Genomic DNA, 21,279 nt, shown 5'->3' with positions numbered 1-21,279 from the left:
GGCGGTTCAGCCTTGCGTGGCGTGCGCGGTCCGCAAAAGATGCTCGGCGGCGTTGCGCCCTGAGCGCAGGCCGTCTTCGTGGAAACCGTAGCCCGTCCAAGCCCCGCAAAACCAAGTGGCGTGCTGGCCTTGCAGGCTGGCCACTTGCGCTTGGGCGCGGATGGCAGCGCGGTCAAACACCGGGTGGGCGTAGTCGAAACGGGCCAGCACGGTCGATGCCGCTGGCTCGCGCACCGGGTTGAGCGAGACGATCACCGGCTGGGCGAAGGGCAGGGGTTGCAGGCGGTTGATGAGGTAGTGCAGGCAAACCTGAGGCGCGGCGCTGCTCCCGGTCGGGCTGTGCTCGTAGTTCCAAGCTGCCCAGACTTTGCGGCGCTCGGGCAGCAAGGCGGTGTCGGTGTGCAGCACGGCGTGGTTGCGTTGGTAGCTCACGGCACCAAGCACGGAGCGTTCCAGCGCGCTGGCTGAATCGCCCAGCATCTGCAAGGCCTGATCGCTGTGGCAAGCCAGCACCACGGCGTCAAAGTTTTCGCTGTGCCCTGCGGCGGTGATCACGGTGATACCTGAGCGGGTGCCGTGGCGAACGATCTGGTGGATGGGTGTGTTGGCCCGGGTTTGATGGATGCCTTTCAGCATGCGCCGCACATATTCCCGCGAGCCGCCGCGCACCGTGTACCACTGGGGGCGGTTGGCGACTTGCAGCAGGCCATGGTTGTGGCAAAAGCGAATCAAGGTGGCGATGGGAAACGCCAGCATCTGTTCGGTCGGGCAGGACCAGATGCAAGCCACCATCGGCAGCAGGTAGTCGTTTCTGAAGGCGGTTGAGAAACGGTGTTGGTCGAGGAACGCGCCCACCGACACATCCAAGTCGTGCGCCTCACCCTGTTGTGCCTGTTGTGCCTGTTGCGCCAAGCGGGTGGTGAGACGGTTGAAGCGCAGGATGTCGGCCAGCATGCCCAAGAACTTGGGGCGCAGCAGATTGCGGCGTTGGGCAAAAACGCTGTCAAGGTTGTTGCCGCTCCACTCCAGTGCCGGGTGATGGGGGCTGCGGCTTTGCACCGAGAACGACATCTCGGCGGGCGCGGTCGCCACCTCTAGATCGATGAACAACTGGCGCAGTAGCGGATAGGTGCGGTGGTTGAAGACCAGAAAGCCGGTGTCTACCCCATGTCGAACGGGTGTACCTTGGTCGTCCGGCAACGTGACATCGACCGTGTGGGCATGGCCGCCGAAGTGGCTTTCGGCCTCAAAAAGCGTCACCAAGCCGCCTTGGCTGGTTTGGCTCAAGTGCCATGCTGCGGCTAAACCGGCGACGCCAGAGCCGATCACGGCGATACGTTTGATCATCATGTGTCTTGGACAAAATGGCTTCTTGCCGGCAGTTTAAGGTAGTTTGTCCAAGACATACAATCAACCTGACCTATTCAATGGATATGCAATGAGTGCTGCCGATCTCTCCCCCGAGCCCACCGTTGTTGCTCGTCCGGCGCTCACCATCGCGGCCGTTGAGCGTGATACCCGTATCAGCAAAGACACGCTGCGCGTCTGGGAGCGCCGCTACGGGTTCCCACAGCCGTTGCGCGATACCAACGGCGAGCGGCTTTATCCGGGTGAGCAAGTCGAACAACTGCGCCACATCAAGCGCCTTATGGACGTTGGGCATCGCCCGGGTCGGATCGTGGGTTTGAGTTTGGCCGAGCTGTTGGCGCTCGACGCAGGCTGCGTGATAGAGGTGCCGCCACGCACCGAGGAGGGCGCACGCCACCTTCAGGAGCGCCGGCTCATGCTGGAGCTGCTGTGTAGCCACGATGTGCAGGCCTTGCGCCGGACCCTCGGGCAGGCTTTGTTGCGGCGGGGGCTGGGTGCCTTTGTCACAGAAATCGCCGTGCCCTTGCTGATCGATTTGGGTGAAGCTTGGTCACGGGGGCAGGTTGAAATCTTTGAAGAACACCTTTGCAGCGAGGTGCTTGAAACGGTGTTGCGCTCGGCCTTGGCGACGAGCCCCGAGTTGACCCATGAACCCCGACCCCGGGTGTTGTTGGCCACTTTCCCGTTCGAGGCGCATGGCATGGCGCTGTTGATGGCCGAGGCGCTGTTCAGCATCGAAGGTTGTTTGTGCATGAACTTGGGCACCCAAACGCCGCTGCGTGAGATGGCGCTGGCGGCTCGGGCACACCGGGCCGATATCGTCGCGTTGAGTTTCAGTCCGGCGGTTAGCCCGCATCAGCTCGTGGATAGCTTGGCGGAATTGCGCGCCGTCCTGAACCCCGCCGTGGAAATTTGGGCGGGCACTTCAGCAACTTTGTCGGTGCAGCGCCGTGTGGGCGATGGGGTGGTGCTTCTGAGTCGTTTGGAGGCGATTGCGCCCGAAGTGGCACGTTGGCGACAACGTTGACATCCAGAGGACCGGACTTAAGCCATGCTTTTCACAGCTCTTGCACGTTGAAACCCGGATGGCATGCCGTGTCAACGAGTTGTAAGCTAGTCTGCCCCAGTGGCGTTGTAACTCTTGGAACGCCTAAGCTTTGACACACGCGGAGACTGCTTCATGAATCACTCGATCCTTTCTACCTTCCGGTTTCCCGAGGGAACCTGTATCGCTCAAGCCCAGCCGCTCCTCAACACCGTGGTGACGGTGGATTCACCGGGTTTGGATGTGATGACCGACTTGACCAAGGTCAAGGCCGCCACCATTCAGCCGGGCACCTCCTTGGCTCAAGCCAAGCAGATGATGATTTATCAAGGGGTGCGCCTGCTCTTTGTGGTTGAGAACATGCCTTGTGTCGAAGGCCTGATCACCTCCACCGATTTGGAAGGTGATCGGGTGATGCGCGCTGTGGATCGCCGCGAAGTGCGTTTCGACGAGCTGGTGGTGGCCGATGTCATGTCGCCCTTGTCGGCGCTGGATGCCATCGATTACGACGACTTGACCCATACCAAAGTCGGCAAGGTCATTGCCACCCTCAAGCATCTTGGCCGCCATCACGTCTTGGTGGTGCAAAAAGCCTCGGTGCAGTCGGCCGCCCGCATTCGCGGTGTGATCTCGCAAACCCAAATTGAGCGCCAGCTTGGGCACTCGATTGGTTCGGCTGAAATCGCCAGCACCTTCTCCGAGATCCGCCAAGCCTTGGGACACTGACCTACTGACCCCAGCGTCTTCCCATTAAAACGCCCAGCACGTCTGGGCGTTGCTCTAAGCACATCCGCAGGGCCGAGCTACTCAGTGTTTTCACTCAAGACAATAAGGACATCTTTTCATAATATTTGTACGTTCTTATATAATAATTCTTATGAGTAGCCAGGGTGGACCGGATTCTGAGCGTGTTTTCGTGATAGCCGCCGACTTGTTCGGGCTGCTGTCTGCGCCTATACGCCTGCGGATCGTGTGTGTCTTGGCTGAGTCTGAGTTGAGTGTGCGGCAGTTGCTCGACAAGGTCGAAGTGAACCAGCCGAACCTCTCGCAGCATCTCGCCACCTTGTGCCGAGCCGGTGTGCTGGCGCGGCGGCGTGAAGGCTCACAGGTTTATTACCGTATGGCCAGTGATCGGGTGTTGCTGCTATGCCAAGCCGTTCAAGACCAAATGAACGGCACTCGACAAAACAATGTCATCTGAGGAGACCTTTGTGCATGTTGACGCAAAGCCATCGGGGCGGCTGATCAAAGCCCCAGAGAACTTTCTCGATCAGGCTGGTGTGCGCACTGTGCTGGCCGAGGCCAAGCAGGGCCGGCGCGATTTCATGCGGCACGCTTTTGCCACGGCAGCAGCCGGTGCCGGCGCAGTGGCTACGGGCAGCGCTTTGGCTCAGTCCAATCCGGTGCCGGTGGAAGGCGGGGACCCAAACATCCTGACACTGCCTGAGCACAGCACCAACTTGGGCCGGCCGGTGGCCATGGAAGGCTACGGCAAGCCCTCGCAGTTCGAGGCCAATGTGCAGCGCCGCCAAAGTCCGGGTCTGACCCAGACCGGCCAAGCTTCAGTGTCGTTTTGTCCATTGCAATCGCTGTTCGGCATGATCACGCCCAGCGGCCTGCACTTTGAGCGCCATCACCAAGGTTGGTGGGATATCGATCCCAGCAAGCATCGCCTGATGCTCAACGGCTCGGACGCCGCACTCATGAAGTCCCCCAAGGTCTTCACGATGGACGAGATCATGCGGCTGCCCACGGTGTCGCGTTTCCACTTCATCGAGTGCGGTGCCAATACAGCTGTTGAGTGGGGCAATGTGGCGGTGCCGACGGTGCAATACACCCATGGCATGGTCAGTTGCAGCGAATTCACCGGCGTGCCGCTGAAGATCTTGTTCGACATGTGCGGTGTCGATTACAAAAAAGCCCGCTACGTCTTGGCTGAAGGGGCCGATGGCTCCTCCATGACGCGCACCATCCCGATGGAATTGGTCGAGTCGGGCGAAGTGTTCGTCGCTTACGGCCAGAACGGCGAAATGCTGCGTCCTGAGCAGGGCTACCCGCTGCGCTTGGTGGTGCCGGGTGTGCAGGGTGTGAGCTGGGTCAAGTACCTGCGCCGCATCGAAGTGGGTGACGCGCCTTACGGGGCCAAGGACGAAGCCGTCCATTACATGGACTTGATGCCCAGCGGGCAGCATCGTCAGTACACCAACCTCCAAGAATGCAAGAGCGTGGTCACCACGCCGTCGGGCGGTCAAGTGCTGCTGGACAAGGGCTTCTACAACATCTCGGGTTTGGCTTGGTCGGGTCGCGGTAAGGTCACCAAGGTCGATGTCTCGACCGACGGCGGTCGCAATTGGCGCGCTGCGCGCATCGAAGGCCAAGCGCACAGCAAGGCGTTGACGCGCTTCAACATCGACTGGGTCTGGGACGGCAAGGCCGCGATCATCCAGAGCCGTGCGACTGACGAAACTGGCTATGTGCAGCCCAACTACAAGCAGCTGCGCGCCGTGCGCGGTACGCGCTCGATCTATCACAACAACGCCATCCAATCGTGGCTGGTCCAAGAAAGCGGCGAGGTGAAGAATGTTCAGCTTTCCTAAGGCCTTGCGCCGTCCGGCGCTGTTGACCCTGGTGCTGCTTGCGATGGGCGTGTCTGCGGTCAACGCCCAAGCACCGACCCCGGCGGGGTCGTATCCCGGTATTGGTCGCTCAGCCACGCCCAAAGAGGTTGCCGCTTGGGACATCGACGTGCGCCCTGACTTCAAGGGCTTGCCCAAGGGTTCGGGCAGCGTGTCGCGCGGCCAAGACGTTTGGGAAGGCAAGTGCGCCCAATGCCATGGCATCTTTGGCGAGTCGAACGAAGTGTTCAGCCCGTTGGTGGGCGGCACCACGGCCGAGGATGTCAAGACCGGCCATGTGGCGCGTCTGCTGGACCCCTCCTTCCCCGGTCGCACCACCTTGATGAAGGTCTCCTCGGTTTCGACCTTGTTTGATTACATCAATCGCGCCATGCCGTGGACGGCCCCCAAGTCCCTCAGTACCGATGAGGTCTATGCGGTCTTGGCGTACTTGCTCAACATGGGTGGGGTGGTGCCGGACGACTTTGTGCTCTCCGACAAAACCATCGCCCAAGCCCAGGCGCGTCTACCCAACCGCAACGGCATGACCTTGGATCATGGCCTGTGGCCTGGCAAGAGCATGAAGACCGCTGCCAAGCCCGACGTGCAGGCCACCGCGTGCATGAAGGATTGCTTGCCCGAGCCCAAGGTGGCGTCCTTTTTGCCCGAGTTCGCCCGTAACAATCACGGCAATCTGGCCGAGCAGAACCGCATGGTGGGTGCCCAGCACGGCGCTGATACCACCAAGCCTGCTGCGAATCACCTCGGCAAGTAAAGTTGCCGCTATCCCTTGTTCAGGACTGAAGGAGTTCATTCAATGCAGACCCGTCGCACCATGCTTGCGCACAGCGCCACCGTTGCCGGTTTGATGGCCGGTCTTGGCCTGTTGCCCCAAGCCGCTCAAGCCGCTTACGCTACGGCCGCTTTTGAAGCCAAAACCTTGGCCGATGTCTTGAAGGCCCTGGGCGGTTCCGCCCCGGTGCTCAGTGGCGAGGTGACCCTGACAGGGCCGGACATCGCTGAAAACGGTGCAGTGGTGCCGGTGGGTTGCTCGACCGCCTTGTCTGGCTGCCAGCGCATGCTGGTGCTGGTCGAGAAAAACCCCAGCGCGCTGTCGGCCATCTTCGACGTCACCGATGCGATTGAGGCGAGCTTCAACACCCGCGTCAAGATGGGCCAATCGTCCAACGTCTTCGCCGTGGCCATGATGGCTGACGGTCGTGTGCTGTACGCCCAAAAGGAAGTCAAGGTCACCCTCGGCGGCTGCGGCGGCTGAGCCACCTTTTTGCACCTTCCGCACCGTTCAGCACAGTTTTCAAGCTTTAGGAGAATCAAGATGGCAGATCCGATGCGCATTCGCGCCCAGGCCGCTGGTGACAAAACCACCGTGCGCGTTCTGATGAGTCATGAAATGGAAAGCGGCTTGCGCAAGGACCCAGCCGGCAAGCTGATCCCCGCTTGGCACATCCAAGACGTCAGCGCCACCCTCAATGGCAAGGTCGTGATGACCGCGCAGTGGGGCCCCTCGGTGTCGAAGAACCCGTTCCTGCAATTCACGATCAAGGGTGCCAAGGCGGGCGACAAGGTTGGCGTGAACTGGACCGACAACAAGGGCGAGAAGCGCAGCGACGAAGCGACGGTCAGCTGATCGTCGTCGCCAGCTCCGGCTCCACGGCGGCGGAAGCGAAAGCGTCCGTCGCCGTTCTTTTTTGCATCTTCTGGGATGACCATGAAACGACTCCTTCAAGCCGCTGGGCTGGCCAGCATGGCCGGTCTGCTTGTGACGGGCGCTGTGCAGGCTCAAACGAAATCGGCCGGGGACAGCATTGCTGAATACCGCGCCATGCTCGCCGACGGCAATCCGGCCGAGCTGTTCGAAGCCAAGGGCGAAGACCTCTGGAAGCAAAAGCGGGGGCCGAAAAATGCGTCCCTTGAGCAGTGCGATTTGGGCAAGGGCCCAGGCGTGATCAAGGGCGCTTTTGTCGAGCTGCCGCGCTATTTCAAGGACACCGGCCGGGTCCAAGATCTGGAAACCCGGTTGGTGAGCTGCATGGAAACCTTGCAGGGGTTTAACGGCGCTGAGATCGCTAAAACCCCCTTTGGCCAAGGTGAGCAGGCTAATTTGACCGCGCTGGCGACCTTCATTGCGGCTGAATCGCGCGACCTGCGTTTCAACTTGCCGCAAGAACACGCCCAAGAAAAGCAGATGTACGCCTTGGGTCAGCGGGCCTTTTTCTACCGGGGCGGTTCGCATGATTTTTCATGCGCCACTTGCCACGGCGAGGAAGGCAAGCGCATTCGCTTGCAGGAACTGCCCAACTTGACCAAGAACCCCGGCGACGGCGTGGGCTTTGCCGCTTGGCCGGCGTACCGCGTCAGCAATGGGCAGATGTGGAGCATGCAGCTGCGGCTGAATGATTGCTTCCGCCAGCAGCGTTTCCCGTACCCCGGTTTTGGCTCGGACGTGACCGTGGCGCTCAGCGTTTACATGGGCGTCAATGCCAAGGGTGCGGTTTCGGCCGTACCGACCATCAAGCGTTGATCGCTGCTGATTCCCAAGCTGACCCTTTTCAGGAAGAACACGCATGAAAAAGATCTTTGTTCAACGCACCGTGGCGGCTGTGGCTGCTGCACTGGTGCTGGGCGTGGTGGGTTGCGCCACCGGCCCGACGCTGGATCAGCAAGTCGCCGCCATGATGAAGGCCGACTTCCGCGATGAAGGCATCGCCAAGGTGGACCGTTTGCAGCAAGACGCCAGCAACGAGGTTTGCTCCAAGGCGCTGGGTGCCGCGCTGCCTGAGGCTGAAGCCAAGAAGATCGAGCAAGCCAATATGGCCACGGTCCACATGCCCTCGGATGGCAAGTTTTTGGGCGATTGGAAAAAGGGCGAGGAGTTGGCGCAGAACGGTCGCGGTATGACGTGGAGCGACAAGAGCATCGACACCAAGGCCAATGGCGGCAATTGCTACAACTGCCACCAGATCACCAAGGCTGAGATCTCCTTTGGCACCATCGGGCCGAGCCTTTACAACTACGGCAAGTTGCGCGGCGTGACCAACCCCGCCAGCGCTGATGCCCGCGCGATGGTCGAGTACACCTGGGGCAAGCTGTGGAACGCCCGGGCGTACAACGCCTGCTCGAACATGCCGCGTTTCGGCCACAACCACATCCTTGATGAAGGCCAGATCCGCGACCTGATGGCGCTGCTGCTGGATCCCAAGTCACCTGTGAATCAATAAACCCGGCCCGGAGTTTTTCTGATGAGTCTTTCCAAACGCGAATTCATGCAAGTGCTGGGGGCTGCTTCGGTGGCCGGCATGGCGCTGGGCCGTCACGCTGATGCCGATGCGGCCACAGCGCAAAAGGGCCTCTACGACGTGCCGACCTTCGGCAACGTCAGCTTCTTGCACATGACCGACTGCCACGCGCAGTTGAAGCCGATCTACTTCCGCGAGCCCAGCCTCAATCTGGGCTTGGGGGGGCAAAAAGGTCAGCTGCCGCACTTGGTGGGTGAGAACCTGCTCAAGAAGCTGGGCGTGCGTCCCGGCACCGCGCTGGCGCACGGTTTTACCTATCTCGATTTCGAGAAAGCCTCGCGCCGTTACGGCAAGGTGGGCGGCTTTGCGCACCTCGCTACCTTGGTCAAGCAGCTCAAGGCCAGCCGTCCCGGCGCGCTGTTGCTCGACGGTGGGGACACGTGGCAGGGCTCGGCCACGTCGCTGTGGACCAACGCTCAAGACATGGTCGATGCCTGCAAGCTGCTGGGCGTGGACGTGATGACCGGCCACTGGGAATTCACCTACGGCATGGAGCGCGTCAAGGAAATCATTGAGAAAGACTTCGCCGGCAAGGTCGATTTCGTGGCGCAAAACGTCAAGACCAACGACTTTGGCGATCAAGTCTTCAAGCCCTATGTGATCCGCGAGATCAACGGCGTGCCTTGCGCCATCATCGGTCAGGCCTTCCCGTACACCCCCATCGCCAACCCGCGCTACATGGTGGCCGACTGGGCCTTTGGCATCCAAGACGAGAACATGCAAAGGATGGTGGACGAAGCGCGCGGCAAGGGGGCCCAAGTCGTCGTCGTCATCAGCCACAACGGCATGGACGTGGACCTGAAAATGGCCAGCCGTGTGCGCGGCATCGACGCCATCTTTGGCGGCCACACCCACGACGGCGTGCCCTTGGCGGTGCCGGTGAAGAACGCCGGTGGCACCACGTTGGTGACCAACGCCGGCTCGAACAGCAAGTTCTTGGGCGTGATGGACTTCGATGTCAAGGGCGGCAAGGTGGTGGACTTCCGCTACCGCCTGATGCCGATCTTTGCCAATCAGCTCAAGGCTGACCCGGAGATGGATGCGCTGATCACCAAGATCCGCAAGCCTTTCGAGGCCAAGTTGAACGAAAAGCTGGCGGTGAGCGAAGGCTTGCTCTATCGCCGGGGCAACTTCAACGGCTCATGGGATCAGCTGATTTGTGACGCGCTGATCGACGTGCAAGGTGCTGATCTGGCCTTTTCGCCGGGCTTCCGCTGGGGCACCTCGCTGCTGCCGGGCGACGTGATCACGCGCGAATTGATGATGGATCAGCTCGCCATCACCTACCCCTATGCGACCCTGACCGAGATGAAGGGCTCGATGATCAAGACGGTGCTCGAAGACGTGGCCGACAACCTCTTCAACCCCGATCCGTACTACCAACAAGGCGGTGACATGGTGCGCGTGGGTGGCTTGCAATACACCTGCACCCCGGGTGAAAAGGCCGGCAGCCGCATCAGCGAGATGCGCCTCAAGGGCAAGGTCATCGAGGCTGACAAAACCTATCAAGTCGCTGGCTGGGCACCCGTGGGCGAAGATGCCTCTAAGGCCGGCAATAAACCCGTCTGGGACGTGGTCGAAACCTGGCTCACCTCCCAAGGCGGTCGCATCAAACCCCGCACCATCAACACCCCGAAACTCATCGGTGTGGCTGGCAACCCGGGCATGGCGGGCTGATGCTGGCCGCCCGCCACCTGCGCTTACGGCCTTGAGTAGGTGGCGCTGAGCTCGGGGTCAAAGGCCGGTTTGGCTTGAACGCCGTAGCTGCGGGTGGGGGCGGGCACCGGGACGAGGGGCAGGGTGGCGGCTTCGGTGTCGCGGTCCACAAGGCGGTCGGTGAGCGTGGCTGCGACCCACATGCTGCTGAGCGTGACCCAAGCCGTGAGGGTGAAGACGGCCGCCCCCGAGACCCCTGCGCCGACAGCGCAGCCCCCGGCCAGCATGCCGCCAAAGCCCATCAGCAGTGCGCCGACGATGTAGCGGCGCATCGACTGACCCCCTTGAAAACCTTCCAGCTTCAGCTCGCGCCACAGGGCGGCCGAGATGAAAGAGCCCAAGAAAACGCCCGGCACCAATCCCAAGTCGAACTTGAGCGCTTGACCCGGGGGCGAGAGCACCAGCATCAGGGTGTCAGCGGCCGGGCCGGTGAAAGAAAGGCTCTGGATGGGCAGCACGCTGTCAAAGGCGCTGCGCGACATCCAAAACGTGGCAAGCCAAGCCAGCGCGACCATCACGCCGACGCCAATGGCCCCAACCCAACCCCAGGTGTTGACGTGCTGCCGGCGCACCCAAATCAGGGCTGCGCCCAACCACAACGCCCCGAACAAGGCCCCACCTGCGTGACCGAAGCCGGTGATGACGAGCAGATCGCGGGCGCTGCCGCCATCCACCGTCCACCAGCCGGCGATCATGCTGCGCAGCGGTGAGAGCAAGCCCGTCAAGGCCGATTGGGCGGTGACTGCAAAGACCAAGCCCGAGAGCAGGGCGCGCAGATTGCCTTGGGCCGCCAGCACCAACAAGCGGCTGGAGCAGCCGCGCGCCAAGATCATGCCGATGCCGAACATTGCCCCGCCGATCACGGCCCCCGAGAGGCTGCCGCGTGCTGCGAGCTGGCGGGCGTCGCGCACATCCATCCAGCCCATCATGATGAACCCTTGGGTCAGCAGCACGGCGGTGGAAAACGTGAACAGCCAGACCGTGAGCTTGCCGTCGTGGGTGTGGCGGGCGAACTCGATGACCGCTGAGCGCATGCAAAAGCGCGAGCGCTGGGCAAAAAAGCCGAACAACAGGCCGATCAGCCCGCCGAGCAAAGCGCTGGTGCCGGTTTCACCCAGCTGGGTCATCAAGAATTCGAAAGGCGTGGTCATGTCATCTATTCCATCCATGGGCAAGTGAAGTCGATCAATGGATGCCGATCAATTCAACACATCGGCCCAAATGTTCTTGGCCCAAGCTTGGGCGTAGCGCGCTTCGAGATCGTTGCGCACGTCCGACACCCCGCCTGAGCCGCCGATGGTGAAGAAGCTCTTCTTGATCGTCTCGTACTCGTGCACGCTGGCCACGTGGATCACTTCGGTATCGGAGACGAAGCTCATGCAGACGTTGGTCAGCATCGGGTGGGGGTTGATCTCCATGTCTTGCAGCTCGGCCACCAGCGCAGCGGCGGTGACTTTGGCGTGCGAGTTGGCCATGTGGCCCGACTTGGGCATGCCATACGCCACTTGGATCGAATCGCCCAACACATGGACATGTTTGGCAGCAGTGGATGCGAAATTGAGGAAATCCACGTTGCACCAGCGGCCGTTGGCGTTGGCCAAGCCGGTCTGCACGGCCAAGGTGCCAGCGCTCATCATCGGCAGCACGTTCAAGACATCCGCTTTGACGTCGTCTTGCACATCGAACTTGATGACGCCGGCCTTGGCATCGACCGCCACGGCTTTGTGCTGAGGGCGGTACTCAAGCATGTCGCCGTAGAGGTCGTGCCAAGCCTTCTTGAACAGCGGCCCCTTGGACGTCACATCTTGATTGGCATCCAAGATGAGTACTTTCGATTGGGGTTTGTGCTTCTTGAAATAGGCCGCGACCACGCTGGCACGCTCATAGGGCCCGGGTGGGCAGCGGTAGGGTGCTTCGGGGATGGCGATGGCAAAGACACCGCCGTTGGGCATGGCTTCAAGTTGGCGGCGCAGCGCCATGGTTTCGGGGCCCGCTTTCCACGCTTGCAGAATCTGACCGGCATCGCTGGCCGCTTTGAGGCCTTCGACGCTGTCCCACATCATGTCCACGCCCGGGGCGATGACGAGCTTGTCGTAGCTGATGGTGCTGCCACCGGCCAGCTTCACGCTGCGTTTGTCCACATCCACCGATGCAACCCGGTCTTGCACGATGGTGACGCCGTGTTTGTTGCGCAGACCCTCATAGCTGTGGGTGATGTAGCTCATCTCGCGCTGACCGCCGATCACCAAGTTCGACATGGGACAAGAGATGAAGGCTGGGTTGGGCTCGACCATCACGACGTCGATGCGGTGGTCCGAGAGCAAGCGCACGTACTTGGCCGCAGTGGCCCCGGCATAACCGCCCCCCACCACCAGCACCTTGGCTTTGGACGGCACCCCGTTGTGGGTGAGGGCGACACAGCCGCTGATCAGTCCCAGTGAGCCCAGTCCGCCGAGGGCGGCCAAGCCTTGGAGAAGATCGCGCCGCGTGGGGCTGAGTGTGTGGGCCAAGATTTTGTTGCTGTTCTTGCTCATGGGGCTCACTTTTGGGCGGCGAAATAACCGGCGACCGCTTCGAGCTGTTCCTGCGAATAGCCCTTGGTGATCTGATGCATGATCGTCGCCGGCCGTTGGCCAGAGCGAAATGCCATCAGCTGATTCAGGATGTAGTCGCGCTCCAGCCCGGCCAGTCGAACCAACGCCTCTCCTTCGACGGCCCGTCCATCGGTGCCATGGCAGTGGGCACAACTGGAGGCCAGTGAGCGCAGGTGCAGCCGTTGCTGCTCGGGCGAGGTGGCGGCTTGTAGCGGCTGTGCGCCCAAGAGCAGACCCATCAGGCCCACGAGACCGATCAGACCTGCCCACGGAGCGATCATTCTGGGTGAGTGGGCGGGCAGCCGAGGGCTAAGCGAGGGGTTCATGCGTGGCTCCTGTGGGTCGGATGGGCGCGTATAGTGCCCAATATCACTGTATACGAATGTGTCGTTATCCTATGTCATTGCGGATCAGTTGTGGGTTGCTGTGGGTCGCCTTGATGGCTGCGGGTGCTGTGCATGCGCAACGGGTCGAACCCGCCACCGTGCCGCTGCAACTCGTGCAAGTCGCGCCGGCCATCTACTTTGTGCAGGGCGAGTCGGCCATGGGTTCTGCGGCCAATCAAAACTTCATCTCCAACGCGGGCGTCATCGTCACGGACGGCGGGGTGGTGGTGATCGACGCCTTGGGCTCACCGCCCTTGGCGCAGCGCCTGATCGACGAGATCGCCAAGATCACGTCGCTGCCGATTCGCTGGGTGATCGTGACGCACTATCACGCCGACCATGTCTACGGTTTGCAGGCTTTCCGCGCGCTGGGTGCCAAGATCGTGGCGCACAGCGCCGCGCGTGAGTACCTTCAGTCCGACACCGCGCGCTTGCGCATGGAGGCCAGTCGGCAGGAGCTCTTTCCTTGGATCGACGAAACTACCCAGCTCCAAGACCCCGATCAATGGCTAGAGGATCAGCCGTTGCACCTCAAGGTTGGCTCCATCGAGTTGGTGCTCAAACACGTTGGCCCGGCCCATACGCCTGAAGACCTGGTGGTTTACATGCCTGCGGCGGGGGTGCTGTTTGCTGGTGATCTGGTCTTTCGTGGGCGGGTGCCTTTTGTCGGCCAGGCCAACAGCCGGCGTTGGATCGACGCGCTCGACAAGCTTTTGGCGTTTGACGCTCGCATCGTCGTGCCGGGCCACGGGGCGATCTCGACCGACGTTGGCACCGATTTGCGCCAGACCCGCGATTACTTGGCTTATCTGCGCCAGACCATGGGGGAGGCCGCCGCCAACATGGAGCCCTTCGAGGAAGCCTACGCCCGGGTGGATTGGTCGCGGTTTGCCAAGATGCCGCTCTTTGCGGTGGCCAACCGCATGAATGCCTACAACACCTATTTGCTCATGGAGCAAGAAGGCAAGAAGCCGTGAAGCCCATGAAGCCCGTCATCCCGCGACGCACGTTCCTCTTGTCGAGTGTGGTGACTTTGACGACTTTGGCGGCTCATGCTGCGCCCCCCAGCGTGGGCGAAAAAGTCCACTGGCCGACGCTTACCCTGCTCGATGGCCCCACCTTGGCACCCGCTCAATGGGCCGAATCAGCCACGGTGGTGGTCTTCTTCTCGACCAGTTGCGGTTTTTGTCGTCGCCACAACCCACACATCGAAGCCTTGTTCCAACGCGCTGACCCCAAGACACTGCGTGTGATCGGTGCGGCCCAAGATCACAGCGCCGACGATGTGCGGCGCTATATGCGTGAAGGCGGCTATCACTTTGACGTCACCCTTGACGATGGTCCGTTGCGCGCCGCCTTGAGTGCTCGCAGCATCATCCCGCTCACCTGCGTCATCGACCATCACGGTATCTTGCGCGAACACATCCCCGGCGAAATGGCCGAAGACGATGTGCTTGGTTTGATCAAGTGGGGGGCTTCAGTGGCCGCGCAACCTTTGCCGTAGCGGCTGCTCGAAGAAGCGGAAGGAGAGGTAGGCCAAGCCGATCACCGCCAAGATGGAGGCGAGGATGCCGAGGCTGGCTGAGCCGCTCCAGCTTTCGGTGACCCGGCGCACCGGGTGCATCACCAAGGGGTGATAGAGGTAGATGCCGTAGGAGATCTGGCCGATCAGCACCAAGGGCGCGGCGTTCAGGAGACGGGCGAGCACGTGGGTGCCTTGGGCTTCAAGAATCACCAAGGGCAGCAACATGGCCACGAGCAGGGGTTCGATGGTGTAGCCGAAGAGGTATTTTTCGACCATCGAGTGGCGCAGAAACATCGTGGACAGCAGCAGCCCGGTGCCCACGGTCCACAGCACCCAGCGGTGGCGGGCCAGTGCCTCAAACCCGTGTCGCCAAGACGCCGACTTGAGCATCGCAGCCAGCAAGCAGCCCATGGCGAGTTGGTCGGTGCGTGTTTCCAGCGAGCGATACACATAGGCATCGCTGGCCCCAGAGTCGATGATCAAGAAAGCTTTGAGGATCCAAAGCGCCCCAATCGCAAGGGCCAAAACCGGCACCAAGGGCTCATGACGGCGCAGCAGCACGATCAGGATCAGCGGCCACAGCAGATAGAACTGCTCCTCAATCGCCAAGGACCAGCAGTGCGCAAGGTAATGGGTTTGCGCCCCGGTGAGTGCTTGGTAGTAGTTGATGACGTAGAAGGCCGACGACACCACCGCGCCCCAAGGCACCGGCTTGTCTTGCGCCAGCAGCAGCAGCAGGCCGGCGCAGAGGTAGGCCAAGAGCGCCGGCATCAGCCGCGCAATGCGGTGCCGGTAGAAGCTGAGCAGGCCGATGTGGCCGTGGTGTTCGTTCTCGCTCAGCAGCAGCCAAGTGATCAAGAAGCCGCTGAGTACGAAGAACATCTCCACACCCAAGCCGCCATCCACCACCGCGATGCCCCACAGCGTGCTCAGCTCGGAGTGATCCAGCAGCACCAGCAACACGGCCAAGGCTCGCAAGGCATCCAACCCCGCAATGCGCGGGCGACCCAAGATGGCCAACAAGGTGGGCGGCTGGGGTCGAGTCGGTCGGGTAAGTGGGGCCACCCATGCAGGGCGGCCTCGGGCGTCGAGATCCATGCCTGTGCTTGTACAGGAGCAAGCACGGCCCAGAGGGGCCTTTCGGGGCGGGCTCCCCCACTTGCATGGGGCAGGCGTGGCTTAGTGCCGACAAGACCCCCCGCGTTCAGCAGGGGACACTGGTGCAGGTCTCGATCACTGCTTTGCGTAAAAACCAGGCCGCGTAGCCCATCGACAGGGCGACGCAAAGCACGCTGTTGCCGACCACGCTGAGCCAAAACATCAGGCGAAACACGCGTTGGTCGCGCTTGTGGTGCAGCATCTGCTGCGCCAACAACGCCCCTGGCCAGCCCCCGAGCAACGCCAAACCGTGCAGGGTGGAGTCTGGGATTCGGTCTTCCTCTTCGCCTTCGGGGCTGTGAGCGGCGCGTTTGTCTTTGGCGTAGGCGATGAATGCCACGATGCTCATCACCAAAGGCCAAAGCAGGCTGATTTTGGGGATCTTCCAGACCGCACTGATGAACAGGAAAAAGGCCAGAAACAGCGGAATGGCAAAAAGGGTCGGTACGTCCCACGACGAGGCCGGTGCGGCGGCCGGGCTGCGGCGCGGTGTTTGCGTTGGTGGTGCTTGTGGTGGGGTGGCTGAATCGACAGCTTGTGTGGACTCGCTGGGGGTTGATGCCGCTGCCGATGCCGATGCGGGTTGGGAAGAGGTGAGTACGCGCACGTGCATGGCGCGCTCGCGGCCCTTGGCACTGAGCTCGACGTCAAAACTCACCTTGTCATTGAGTTGGGGCCGTGGAACACCCGGATCGAACGACATCTTGCCCACCAAGATGTCCTTGCCCCCGTGGGTGGGCTGGATGAAACCGAAGCGCCGTGCTTCGTCCCAAGCGATGAATTGACCTTCGATGCGCATGATGACCTTATGAATTCATGGCTGTGGCCCATGCCGTGCGTCAGGGCCGCCGAACCTGTCGTCCAGGTCCAAAGCCTCCCCACCACAACGCCCCCGCATTGACCAGCAACAAACCAGCGTAGGTGAGCATTTTGCCGTCATGGCCGCTCAAAATCATGCCTGTGAGCAAAGTGACGAGATTGGCCCCGATGGCCCATGCCGCCATGGGCTGCCAGCGGGTGGTCCGTAGATCCTTACGCCACAGCAGGCGTGCCAATCCGGTGCTGATCAAACCCACGGCAAAGGCCGGTGCAACGAAGTTAACAAGGTGCCAAAAGGCGTCAATGAGACCCATGAGTTTTGCGCAATCTTACAATCGGGGTTATGAGCGTCGTAGCCCTGAGCCTGAACCATCATTCCGCACCCCTTGATCTGCGCGGTCGGTTCGCGTTCGCCCCGGAACAATTGTCGCCGGCCTTGCAAGAGTTCTGCGTCAACCTGGCCAAACTCGGTCCCGAGGCGGCGCTGCTGTCCACCTGCAACCGCACTGAGCTGTACGTCGCGACCGGCTCGCATCGGGCTTCGTCGCTGATTCGGCCGGCCTTGGAATGGCTGGCGCAGCGCGGGGGGGTGAGCCCGGATCAGTTGATGGATCACACCGTCGTCATGGAAAGCCACGCCGCCGCACGCCACGCTTTCCGCGTCGCCTCGGGGCTGGATTCGATGGTGCTGGGTGAGCCGCAGATCTTGGGCCAGATGAAGCAAGCGGTGCGCGAGGCCGATGCTGCCGGGGCTTTAGGCACCACGCTGCACCAGCTTTTTCAGCGTTCCTTCTCGGTGGCCAAGGAGGTGCGCACCTCGACCGAAATCGGCGCGCACTCCATCAGCATGGCGGCCGCAGCAGTGCGTTTGGCGGCTCAGCTTTTTGAAGATCTGAGCCGTATCCGCATCCTCTTTGTGGGTGCCGGGGAAATGATCGAGCTGGCGGCAACGCACTTTGCGGCGCGCAACCCAGAGCACATGTCGGTGGCGAACCGCACGCTGGAGCGCGGCGAGAAATTGGCCTCGCACTTTGGTGCCGAAGCCATGCGGCTCGAAGATGTGCCGGCTCGTTTGCATGAATTCGACGCCGTGATCTCCTGCACCGCCAGCCCCGTGCCGATCATTGGTTTGGGGGCGGTCGAGCGGGCGCTTAAGGCGCGACGTCGGCGGCCCATGTTCATGGTCGATCTGGCCGTGCCGCGCGATATCGAGCCTGAAGTGGCGCAGCTCGATGACGTGTACCTCTACACCGTCGATGATTTGTCGGCGCTGGTGCAGACCGCCAGCGAAAAGCGCCAAGCGGCGGTGGCTCAAGCCGAAGCGATCATCGAGTCGGGTGTGCAGAACTTTGTGCATTGGATGGACCAACGCTCCACGGTGCCGCTGATTCAGGCTTTGCATACCCAAGCTGAAACATGGCGTCATGCGGAGCTTGGGCGGGCGCGCAAGCTCTTGGCCAAGGGCGCATCCCCCGAGGACGTGCTGGAGGCCTTAGCGCGCGGCCTGACGCAAAAGATGCTGCACGGTGCCTTGGCTGAGTTACACAACGCTGATCCGGTGCAGCGTGCGCAAATGGCGACCGCTGTAACCCGGCTTTTTTTGCGCGGTGAACGTCCCCAAGGGGCCGATGCAACGACCCCTTTCGCAGATCGTTCCCGTTGACCCCCTTTCTTCGTCTTCAGCTTGATCGCCAGCCGCTGCGCTTGGCCGAGATCGACGCCGCCTTGGCAGAGCCGGGTGTGGCGGCTGATTTGGGCCGCTTGCGCGCCCTGAACCGCGAATACGCCCAAGTGAGCGAGCGGGTGGGCTATTGGATGCAGTTCACGCAGCGCGAGCGCGATCAGGCTGAAGCTGAGGCCTTGTTGGCCGACCCGGCGTTGGACGCCGAGATGGCCGAGATGGCGCAGGAAGAAATCCGCGCCGCCCAAGCTGATCTGGCGCGGCTCGAAGCGGTGCTGCATTTGGCGTTGGTGCCGCGCGACCCGGATGATGAGCGCAACGTTTTTCTTGAAATTCGCGCCGGTGCCGGTGGCGATGAATCAGCCTTGTTTGCCGCCGACTTGCTGCGCATGTATCTGCGTCACGCCGAGCGTCAAGGCTGGAAGACCGAACTGATGTCGGCCAGTGAGTCGGATCTGGGCGGCTACAAAGAAGTGGTGCTGCGCATGGAGGGCAATGCGGTGTACGCCGCCTTGAAGTTCGAGTCAGGCGGCCACCGTGTGCAGCGTGTGCCGGTGACCGAATCTCAGGGCCGCATCCACACCAGCGCTTGCACCGTGGCGGTGCTGCCCGAGCCCGATGCGACCGAAGAAGTCACCATCAACCCGGCCGAGTTGCGCATCGACACCTTCCGCGCCAGCGGTGCCGGTGGGCAGCACATCAACAAGACCGATTCGGCGGTGCGCGTCACTCACTTGCCCACCGGCTTGGTGGCGGAGTGTCAGGACGATCGCTCGCAGCATCGCAACAAAGCCAAAGCTTTGGCGGTGTTGGCGGCGCGTTTGCGCGACCGCGACCGGCTGGAGCGCCAAAGCCGCGAAGCTGCGACGCGCAAGAGCTTGATCGGTAGCGGCGACCGCAGCGACCGCATCCGCACCTACAACTTCCCGCAAGGGCGGCTGACCGATCACCGCATTCACCTCACGCTCTACAAACTCGACGCCATCATGGACGGTGCTTTGGACGAAATTCTGACCGCGCTGCAAACCACCCGCGCCGCTGAGCTGTTGGCTGAATTGGAAAACCGTTGAGTGCTGTGCCTTGCCCCTCCCTTGCTGAGACCCTGATCCAAGCCCGCACCTTGGGCGTCGAGCGTTTGGATGCTCAGCTGCTTTTGGCGCATGTGCTGCGTTGCTCGCGTGGCTGGCTCATTGCCCACGATGACGCCGCGCTCAGCCCCGATCAGGCTGAGGCTTGGGCGCGGATGGTGCAGCAGCGCGCCGAGGGTGTGCCCTTGGCGTACTTGACTGGGCGTCATGAGTTTCATGGTCTTGATCTGGATGTGACCCCGGCGGTGCTGGACCCTCGCCCCGATACCGAAACCTTGGTCGATTGGGCTTTAGAGCTGCTGGCCAGCCACCCTCATCCCACCCCACAGGTGGTCGATTTGGGCACCGGCAGTGGCGCGATTGCCTTGGCGCTGCGCTGTCGCAGTGCCGCCCACACAGCGGTTTGGGCGGTCGATGTATCGCCGGCAGCGCTCGACGTGGCGCGTTCGAACGGTGAGCGTTTGGGCCTGCCGGTGCATTGGTTGCAGGGCAGCTGGTTCGAGCCTTTGATCGGCCAGCGCTTTGACATGATCGTCAGCAACCCGCCCTACATCGCTGAAGGCGACCCACACCTGGCCGCGCTGCGTCACGAACCCTTGTTGGCCTTGACCTCCGGCGCGGACGGGCTGGATGCGATTCGGCACATCGTCGATCAAGCGCCCGACCATTTGCTGCCGGCCGGTTGGCTGTTGTTGGAGCACGGCTATGACCAAGGGCCGGCAGTGGCTGGCTTGCTGCAAGTGCGTGGTTTTCGCCACATCACCCACCGCCATGACCTTGCCGGGCACTGCCGCTGCACGGGCGCGTGCTTTGCCGTATAAAGCCAGCTTCCCAGCCTTCTTCACCTTTCTTTCCCTCTCTTCGACATCATGAATCCTGTTCAACAGCGCATTGACGACCTCGTTAAGACCCACACCGTGGTTCTGTTCATGAAGGGCACGGCCCAGTTCCCGCAGTGCGGCTTCTCAGGCCGTGCGGTGCAGATCCTCAAGGCTTGCGGCGTGACCGAGCTCAAGACGGTCAACGTGCTCGAAGACGAAGCCATCCGCCAAGGCATCAAGGACTACGCCAACTGGCCGACCATCCCGCAGCTCTACGTCAAGGGTGAATTCGTCGGCGGCTCGGACATCATGATGGAGATGTACCAAGCCGGCGAGCTGCAAGAGTTGTTCAAGGCCTGAGCCGGTTTTCTCCTTCCGATGTCCACCGTACCTCGCTTGATCCTTGGCATCACGGGTGCGTCCGGGGCGGTTTATGGCGTGCGCCTGCTGCAACGGGCTCGTGCCCTTGGCGTGCGGACCCATCTGGTGGTCACGCCTGCGGGGGTGATCAACGTGCATCACGAGCTGGGCTTGGATCGTAAGGCGCTTGAAGCCTTGGCGGATGAAGCGCACGCGCCCGGTGATGTTGGGGCTTGCATCGCCAGCGGCAGCTTCACCACCGACGCCATGATCGTCGCCCCTTGTTCCATGAAAACCTTGGCCGCCGTGGCCCATGGTTTTGGCGACAACCTGCTCACCCGCGCTGCTGATGTCACGCTCAAAGAGCGCCGCCGCCTGATCCTGATGGTGCGCGAAACCCCGTTCAACCTCGCCCACCTGCGCAACATGACGCTGGTGACCGAGATGGGCGGCATCATCTTCCCGCCGCTGCCGGCCTTCTATCACCGACCACAAACCATCGACGAACTCGTCGATGACACCGTCGAGCGCGTGCTGCAACTCAGCGCCATCCCCCAAGCCACGCCCAAGAGCTGGGTGGGGGTGTGAGAGGCGGGCGGTGGGGGCTGATGCGGCTCTAAGCGTCTTAACGGGCGGGGTTGGGTGATGCTTCCGCCGCGACCGCACTCGCACATCTGAATCCCAGCCATTTGGTGCCGTTGTCTTCGTCCGGGGTGGCCCAGCGGACGGTGGTGCGGACGTCGGGGAGGCGGTTCAGAAAGGAGCCGCCGCGCATGACGTGCTTTT

Annotated in this window: 23 protein-coding genes and 1 pseudogene; 17 read left to right on the top strand and 7 right to left on the bottom strand. The window is 61.9% G+C overall.

Features of this window, described 5'->3' with window-relative positions; all coding sequences use genetic code 11:
- Nucleotides 1-6 precede the first annotated feature (6 nt).
- Nucleotides 7-1,344, bottom strand: coding sequence for an NAD(P)/FAD-dependent oxidoreductase (locus AC3VI7_RS06695; RefSeq protein ID WP_489667870.1), 1,338 nt, complete (start codon nt 1,342-1,344; stop codon nt 7-9).
- 94 nt (nt 1,345-1,438) lie between these two features.
- Between AC3VI7_RS06695 and AC3VI7_RS06690 the strand changes: the two genes are divergently transcribed.
- From AC3VI7_RS06690 to soxB, 10 genes and pseudogenes are all read left to right on the top strand, one after another.
- Nucleotides 1,439-2,395, top strand: a complete 957-nt coding sequence (locus AC3VI7_RS06690) for a MerR family transcriptional regulator (RefSeq protein WP_489667728.1) — start codon at nt 1,439-1,441, stop codon at nt 2,393-2,395.
- Between the two features lie 153 nt (nt 2,396-2,548).
- The gene (locus tag AC3VI7_RS06685; RefSeq protein WP_489667729.1) at nt 2,549-3,139 is read left to right on the top strand and encodes a CBS domain-containing protein; all 591 of its coding nucleotides are present in this window, start codon (nt 2,549-2,551) and stop codon (nt 3,137-3,139) included.
- Between the two features lie 190 nt (nt 3,140-3,329).
- Nucleotides 3,330-3,614 (top strand): ArsR/SmtB family transcription factor, encoded by a 285-nt coding sequence (locus AC3VI7_RS06680; protein ID WP_489667730.1) that lies wholly within the window; start codon nt 3,330-3,332, stop codon nt 3,612-3,614.
- The gene (gene soxC / locus AC3VI7_RS06675) at nt 3,604-5,010 is read left to right on the top strand and encodes a sulfite dehydrogenase (RefSeq protein WP_489667731.1); all 1,407 of its coding nucleotides are present in this window, start codon (nt 3,604-3,606) and stop codon (nt 5,008-5,010) included. The genes AC3VI7_RS06680 and soxC overlap by 11 nt, the downstream gene beginning before the upstream one ends.
- Nucleotides 4,994-5,779: pseudogene (locus AC3VI7_RS06670) on the top strand (c-type cytochrome); the annotation flags it as partial. The gene soxC and the pseudogene AC3VI7_RS06670, both read left to right, overlap by 17 nt.
- A 66-nt stretch (nt 5,780-5,845) precedes the next feature.
- Nucleotides 5,846-6,304: a thiosulfate oxidation carrier protein SoxY gene (gene soxY / locus AC3VI7_RS06665; protein WP_489667732.1), complete on the top strand. Its 459-nt coding sequence runs from the start codon at nt 5,846-5,848 to the stop codon at nt 6,302-6,304.
- Between the two features lie 60 nt (nt 6,305-6,364).
- Complete coding sequence (soxZ, locus tag AC3VI7_RS06660) at nt 6,365-6,676, top strand: thiosulfate oxidation carrier complex protein SoxZ (RefSeq protein ID WP_489667733.1); 312 nt, start codon at nt 6,365-6,367, stop codon at nt 6,674-6,676.
- Nucleotides 6,677-6,793: 117 nt separating this feature from the next.
- On the top strand, nt 6,794-7,570 hold the full coding sequence (gene soxA / locus AC3VI7_RS06655; protein WP_489667871.1) for a sulfur oxidation c-type cytochrome SoxA: 777 nt from the start codon (nt 6,794-6,796) through the stop codon (nt 7,568-7,570).
- A 43-nt stretch (nt 7,571-7,613) separates the two neighbouring features.
- Nucleotides 7,614-8,267, top strand: a complete 654-nt coding sequence (gene soxX, locus AC3VI7_RS06650; protein WP_489667734.1) for a sulfur oxidation c-type cytochrome SoxX — start codon at nt 7,614-7,616, stop codon at nt 8,265-8,267.
- Nucleotides 8,268-8,288: 21 nt separating this feature from the next.
- Nucleotides 8,289-10,022 (top strand): thiosulfohydrolase SoxB, encoded by a 1,734-nt coding sequence (soxB, locus tag AC3VI7_RS06645; RefSeq protein ID WP_489667735.1) that lies wholly within the window; start codon nt 8,289-8,291, stop codon nt 10,020-10,022.
- Nucleotides 10,023-10,045: 23 nt separating this feature from the next.
- Here soxB and AC3VI7_RS06640 read toward each other — a convergent pair whose 3' ends face one another.
- The 3 genes from AC3VI7_RS06640 to AC3VI7_RS06630 are packed head-to-tail and all read right to left on the bottom strand — an operon-like array spanning nt 10,046 to nt 12,981.
- Nucleotides 10,046-11,212: a YeeE/YedE family protein gene (locus AC3VI7_RS06640; RefSeq protein WP_489667736.1), complete on the bottom strand. Its 1,167-nt coding sequence runs from the start codon at nt 11,210-11,212 to the stop codon at nt 10,046-10,048.
- A 48-nt stretch (nt 11,213-11,260) separates the two neighbouring features.
- Entirely contained in the window at nt 11,261-12,595 is a 1,335-nt protein-coding gene (locus tag AC3VI7_RS06635; RefSeq protein WP_489667737.1) for an NAD(P)/FAD-dependent oxidoreductase, read from the bottom strand.
- 5 nt (nt 12,596-12,600) lie between these two features.
- Nucleotides 12,601-12,981, bottom strand: coding sequence for a c-type cytochrome (locus AC3VI7_RS06630; protein ID WP_489667738.1), 381 nt, complete (start codon nt 12,979-12,981; stop codon nt 12,601-12,603).
- A 71-nt stretch (nt 12,982-13,052) separates the two neighbouring features.
- Between AC3VI7_RS06630 and AC3VI7_RS06625 the strand changes: the two genes are divergently transcribed.
- Together AC3VI7_RS06625 and AC3VI7_RS06620 are read left to right on the top strand one after the other, a co-directional pair.
- Nucleotides 13,053-14,018, top strand: a complete 966-nt coding sequence (locus tag AC3VI7_RS06625) for an MBL fold metallo-hydrolase (RefSeq protein WP_489667739.1) — start codon at nt 13,053-13,055, stop codon at nt 14,016-14,018.
- 5 nt (nt 14,019-14,023) lie between these two features.
- Nucleotides 14,024-14,545 carry a TlpA disulfide reductase family protein gene (locus AC3VI7_RS06620; RefSeq protein WP_489667740.1) on the top strand — a complete coding sequence of 174 codons (522 nt, stop codon included), beginning with the start codon at nt 14,024-14,026 and terminating at the stop codon, nt 14,543-14,545.
- On the opposite strand, the gene AC3VI7_RS06615 is transcribed toward AC3VI7_RS06620, so the two are convergent.
- From AC3VI7_RS06615 to AC3VI7_RS06605, 3 genes are all read right to left on the bottom strand, one after another.
- Nucleotides 14,519-15,664, bottom strand: coding sequence for an acyltransferase family protein (locus AC3VI7_RS06615; RefSeq protein ID WP_489667741.1), 1,146 nt, complete (start codon nt 15,662-15,664; stop codon nt 14,519-14,521). The genes AC3VI7_RS06620 and AC3VI7_RS06615 overlap by 27 nt on opposite strands.
- A gap of 106 nt (nt 15,665-15,770) precedes the next feature.
- Nucleotides 15,771-16,523 (bottom strand): DUF1294 domain-containing protein, encoded by a 753-nt coding sequence (locus AC3VI7_RS06610; RefSeq protein WP_489667742.1) that lies wholly within the window; start codon nt 16,521-16,523, stop codon nt 15,771-15,773.
- A 40-nt stretch (nt 16,524-16,563) separates the two neighbouring features.
- Nucleotides 16,564-16,857 carry a hypothetical protein gene (locus AC3VI7_RS06605; RefSeq protein WP_489667743.1) on the bottom strand — a complete coding sequence of 98 codons (294 nt, stop codon included), beginning with the start codon at nt 16,855-16,857 and terminating at the stop codon, nt 16,564-16,566.
- Between the two features lie 29 nt (nt 16,858-16,886).
- Between AC3VI7_RS06605 and hemA the strand changes: the two genes are divergently transcribed.
- Genes hemA through AC3VI7_RS06580 form a run of 5 tightly spaced genes read left to right on the top strand, consistent with a single transcriptional unit; the run spans nt 16,887 to nt 21,081 of the window.
- Nucleotides 16,887-18,206: a glutamyl-tRNA reductase gene (gene hemA, locus AC3VI7_RS06600; protein ID WP_489667744.1), complete on the top strand. Its 1,320-nt coding sequence runs from the start codon at nt 16,887-16,889 to the stop codon at nt 18,204-18,206.
- A complete protein-coding gene (gene prfA, locus AC3VI7_RS06595) occupies nt 18,203-19,294 on the top strand; it encodes a peptide chain release factor 1 (protein ID WP_489667745.1) in 1,092 nt (363 codons plus the stop codon). Before hemA ends, prfA begins: the two co-directional genes overlap by 4 nt.
- Nucleotides 19,291-20,133, top strand: coding sequence for a peptide chain release factor N(5)-glutamine methyltransferase (gene prmC, locus AC3VI7_RS06590; protein WP_489667746.1), 843 nt, complete (start codon nt 19,291-19,293; stop codon nt 20,131-20,133). Before prfA ends, prmC begins: the two co-directional genes overlap by 4 nt.
- 48 nt (nt 20,134-20,181) lie before the next feature.
- Nucleotides 20,182-20,493, top strand: a complete 312-nt coding sequence (grxD, locus tag AC3VI7_RS06585) for a Grx4 family monothiol glutaredoxin (RefSeq protein ID WP_489667747.1) — start codon at nt 20,182-20,184, stop codon at nt 20,491-20,493.
- 18 nt (nt 20,494-20,511) lie between these two features.
- Nucleotides 20,512-21,081 carry a UbiX family flavin prenyltransferase gene (locus AC3VI7_RS06580; RefSeq protein ID WP_489667748.1) on the top strand — a complete coding sequence of 190 codons (570 nt, stop codon included), beginning with the start codon at nt 20,512-20,514 and terminating at the stop codon, nt 21,079-21,081.
- Nucleotides 21,082-21,279 lie beyond the last annotated feature (198 nt).

This window comes from Leptothrix toolikensis (SeqCode), from assembly GCF_057922285.1.
The sequence above is the reverse complement of the archived record's forward strand: the minus strand, read 5'-3'. Positions and strand labels throughout refer to the sequence as shown.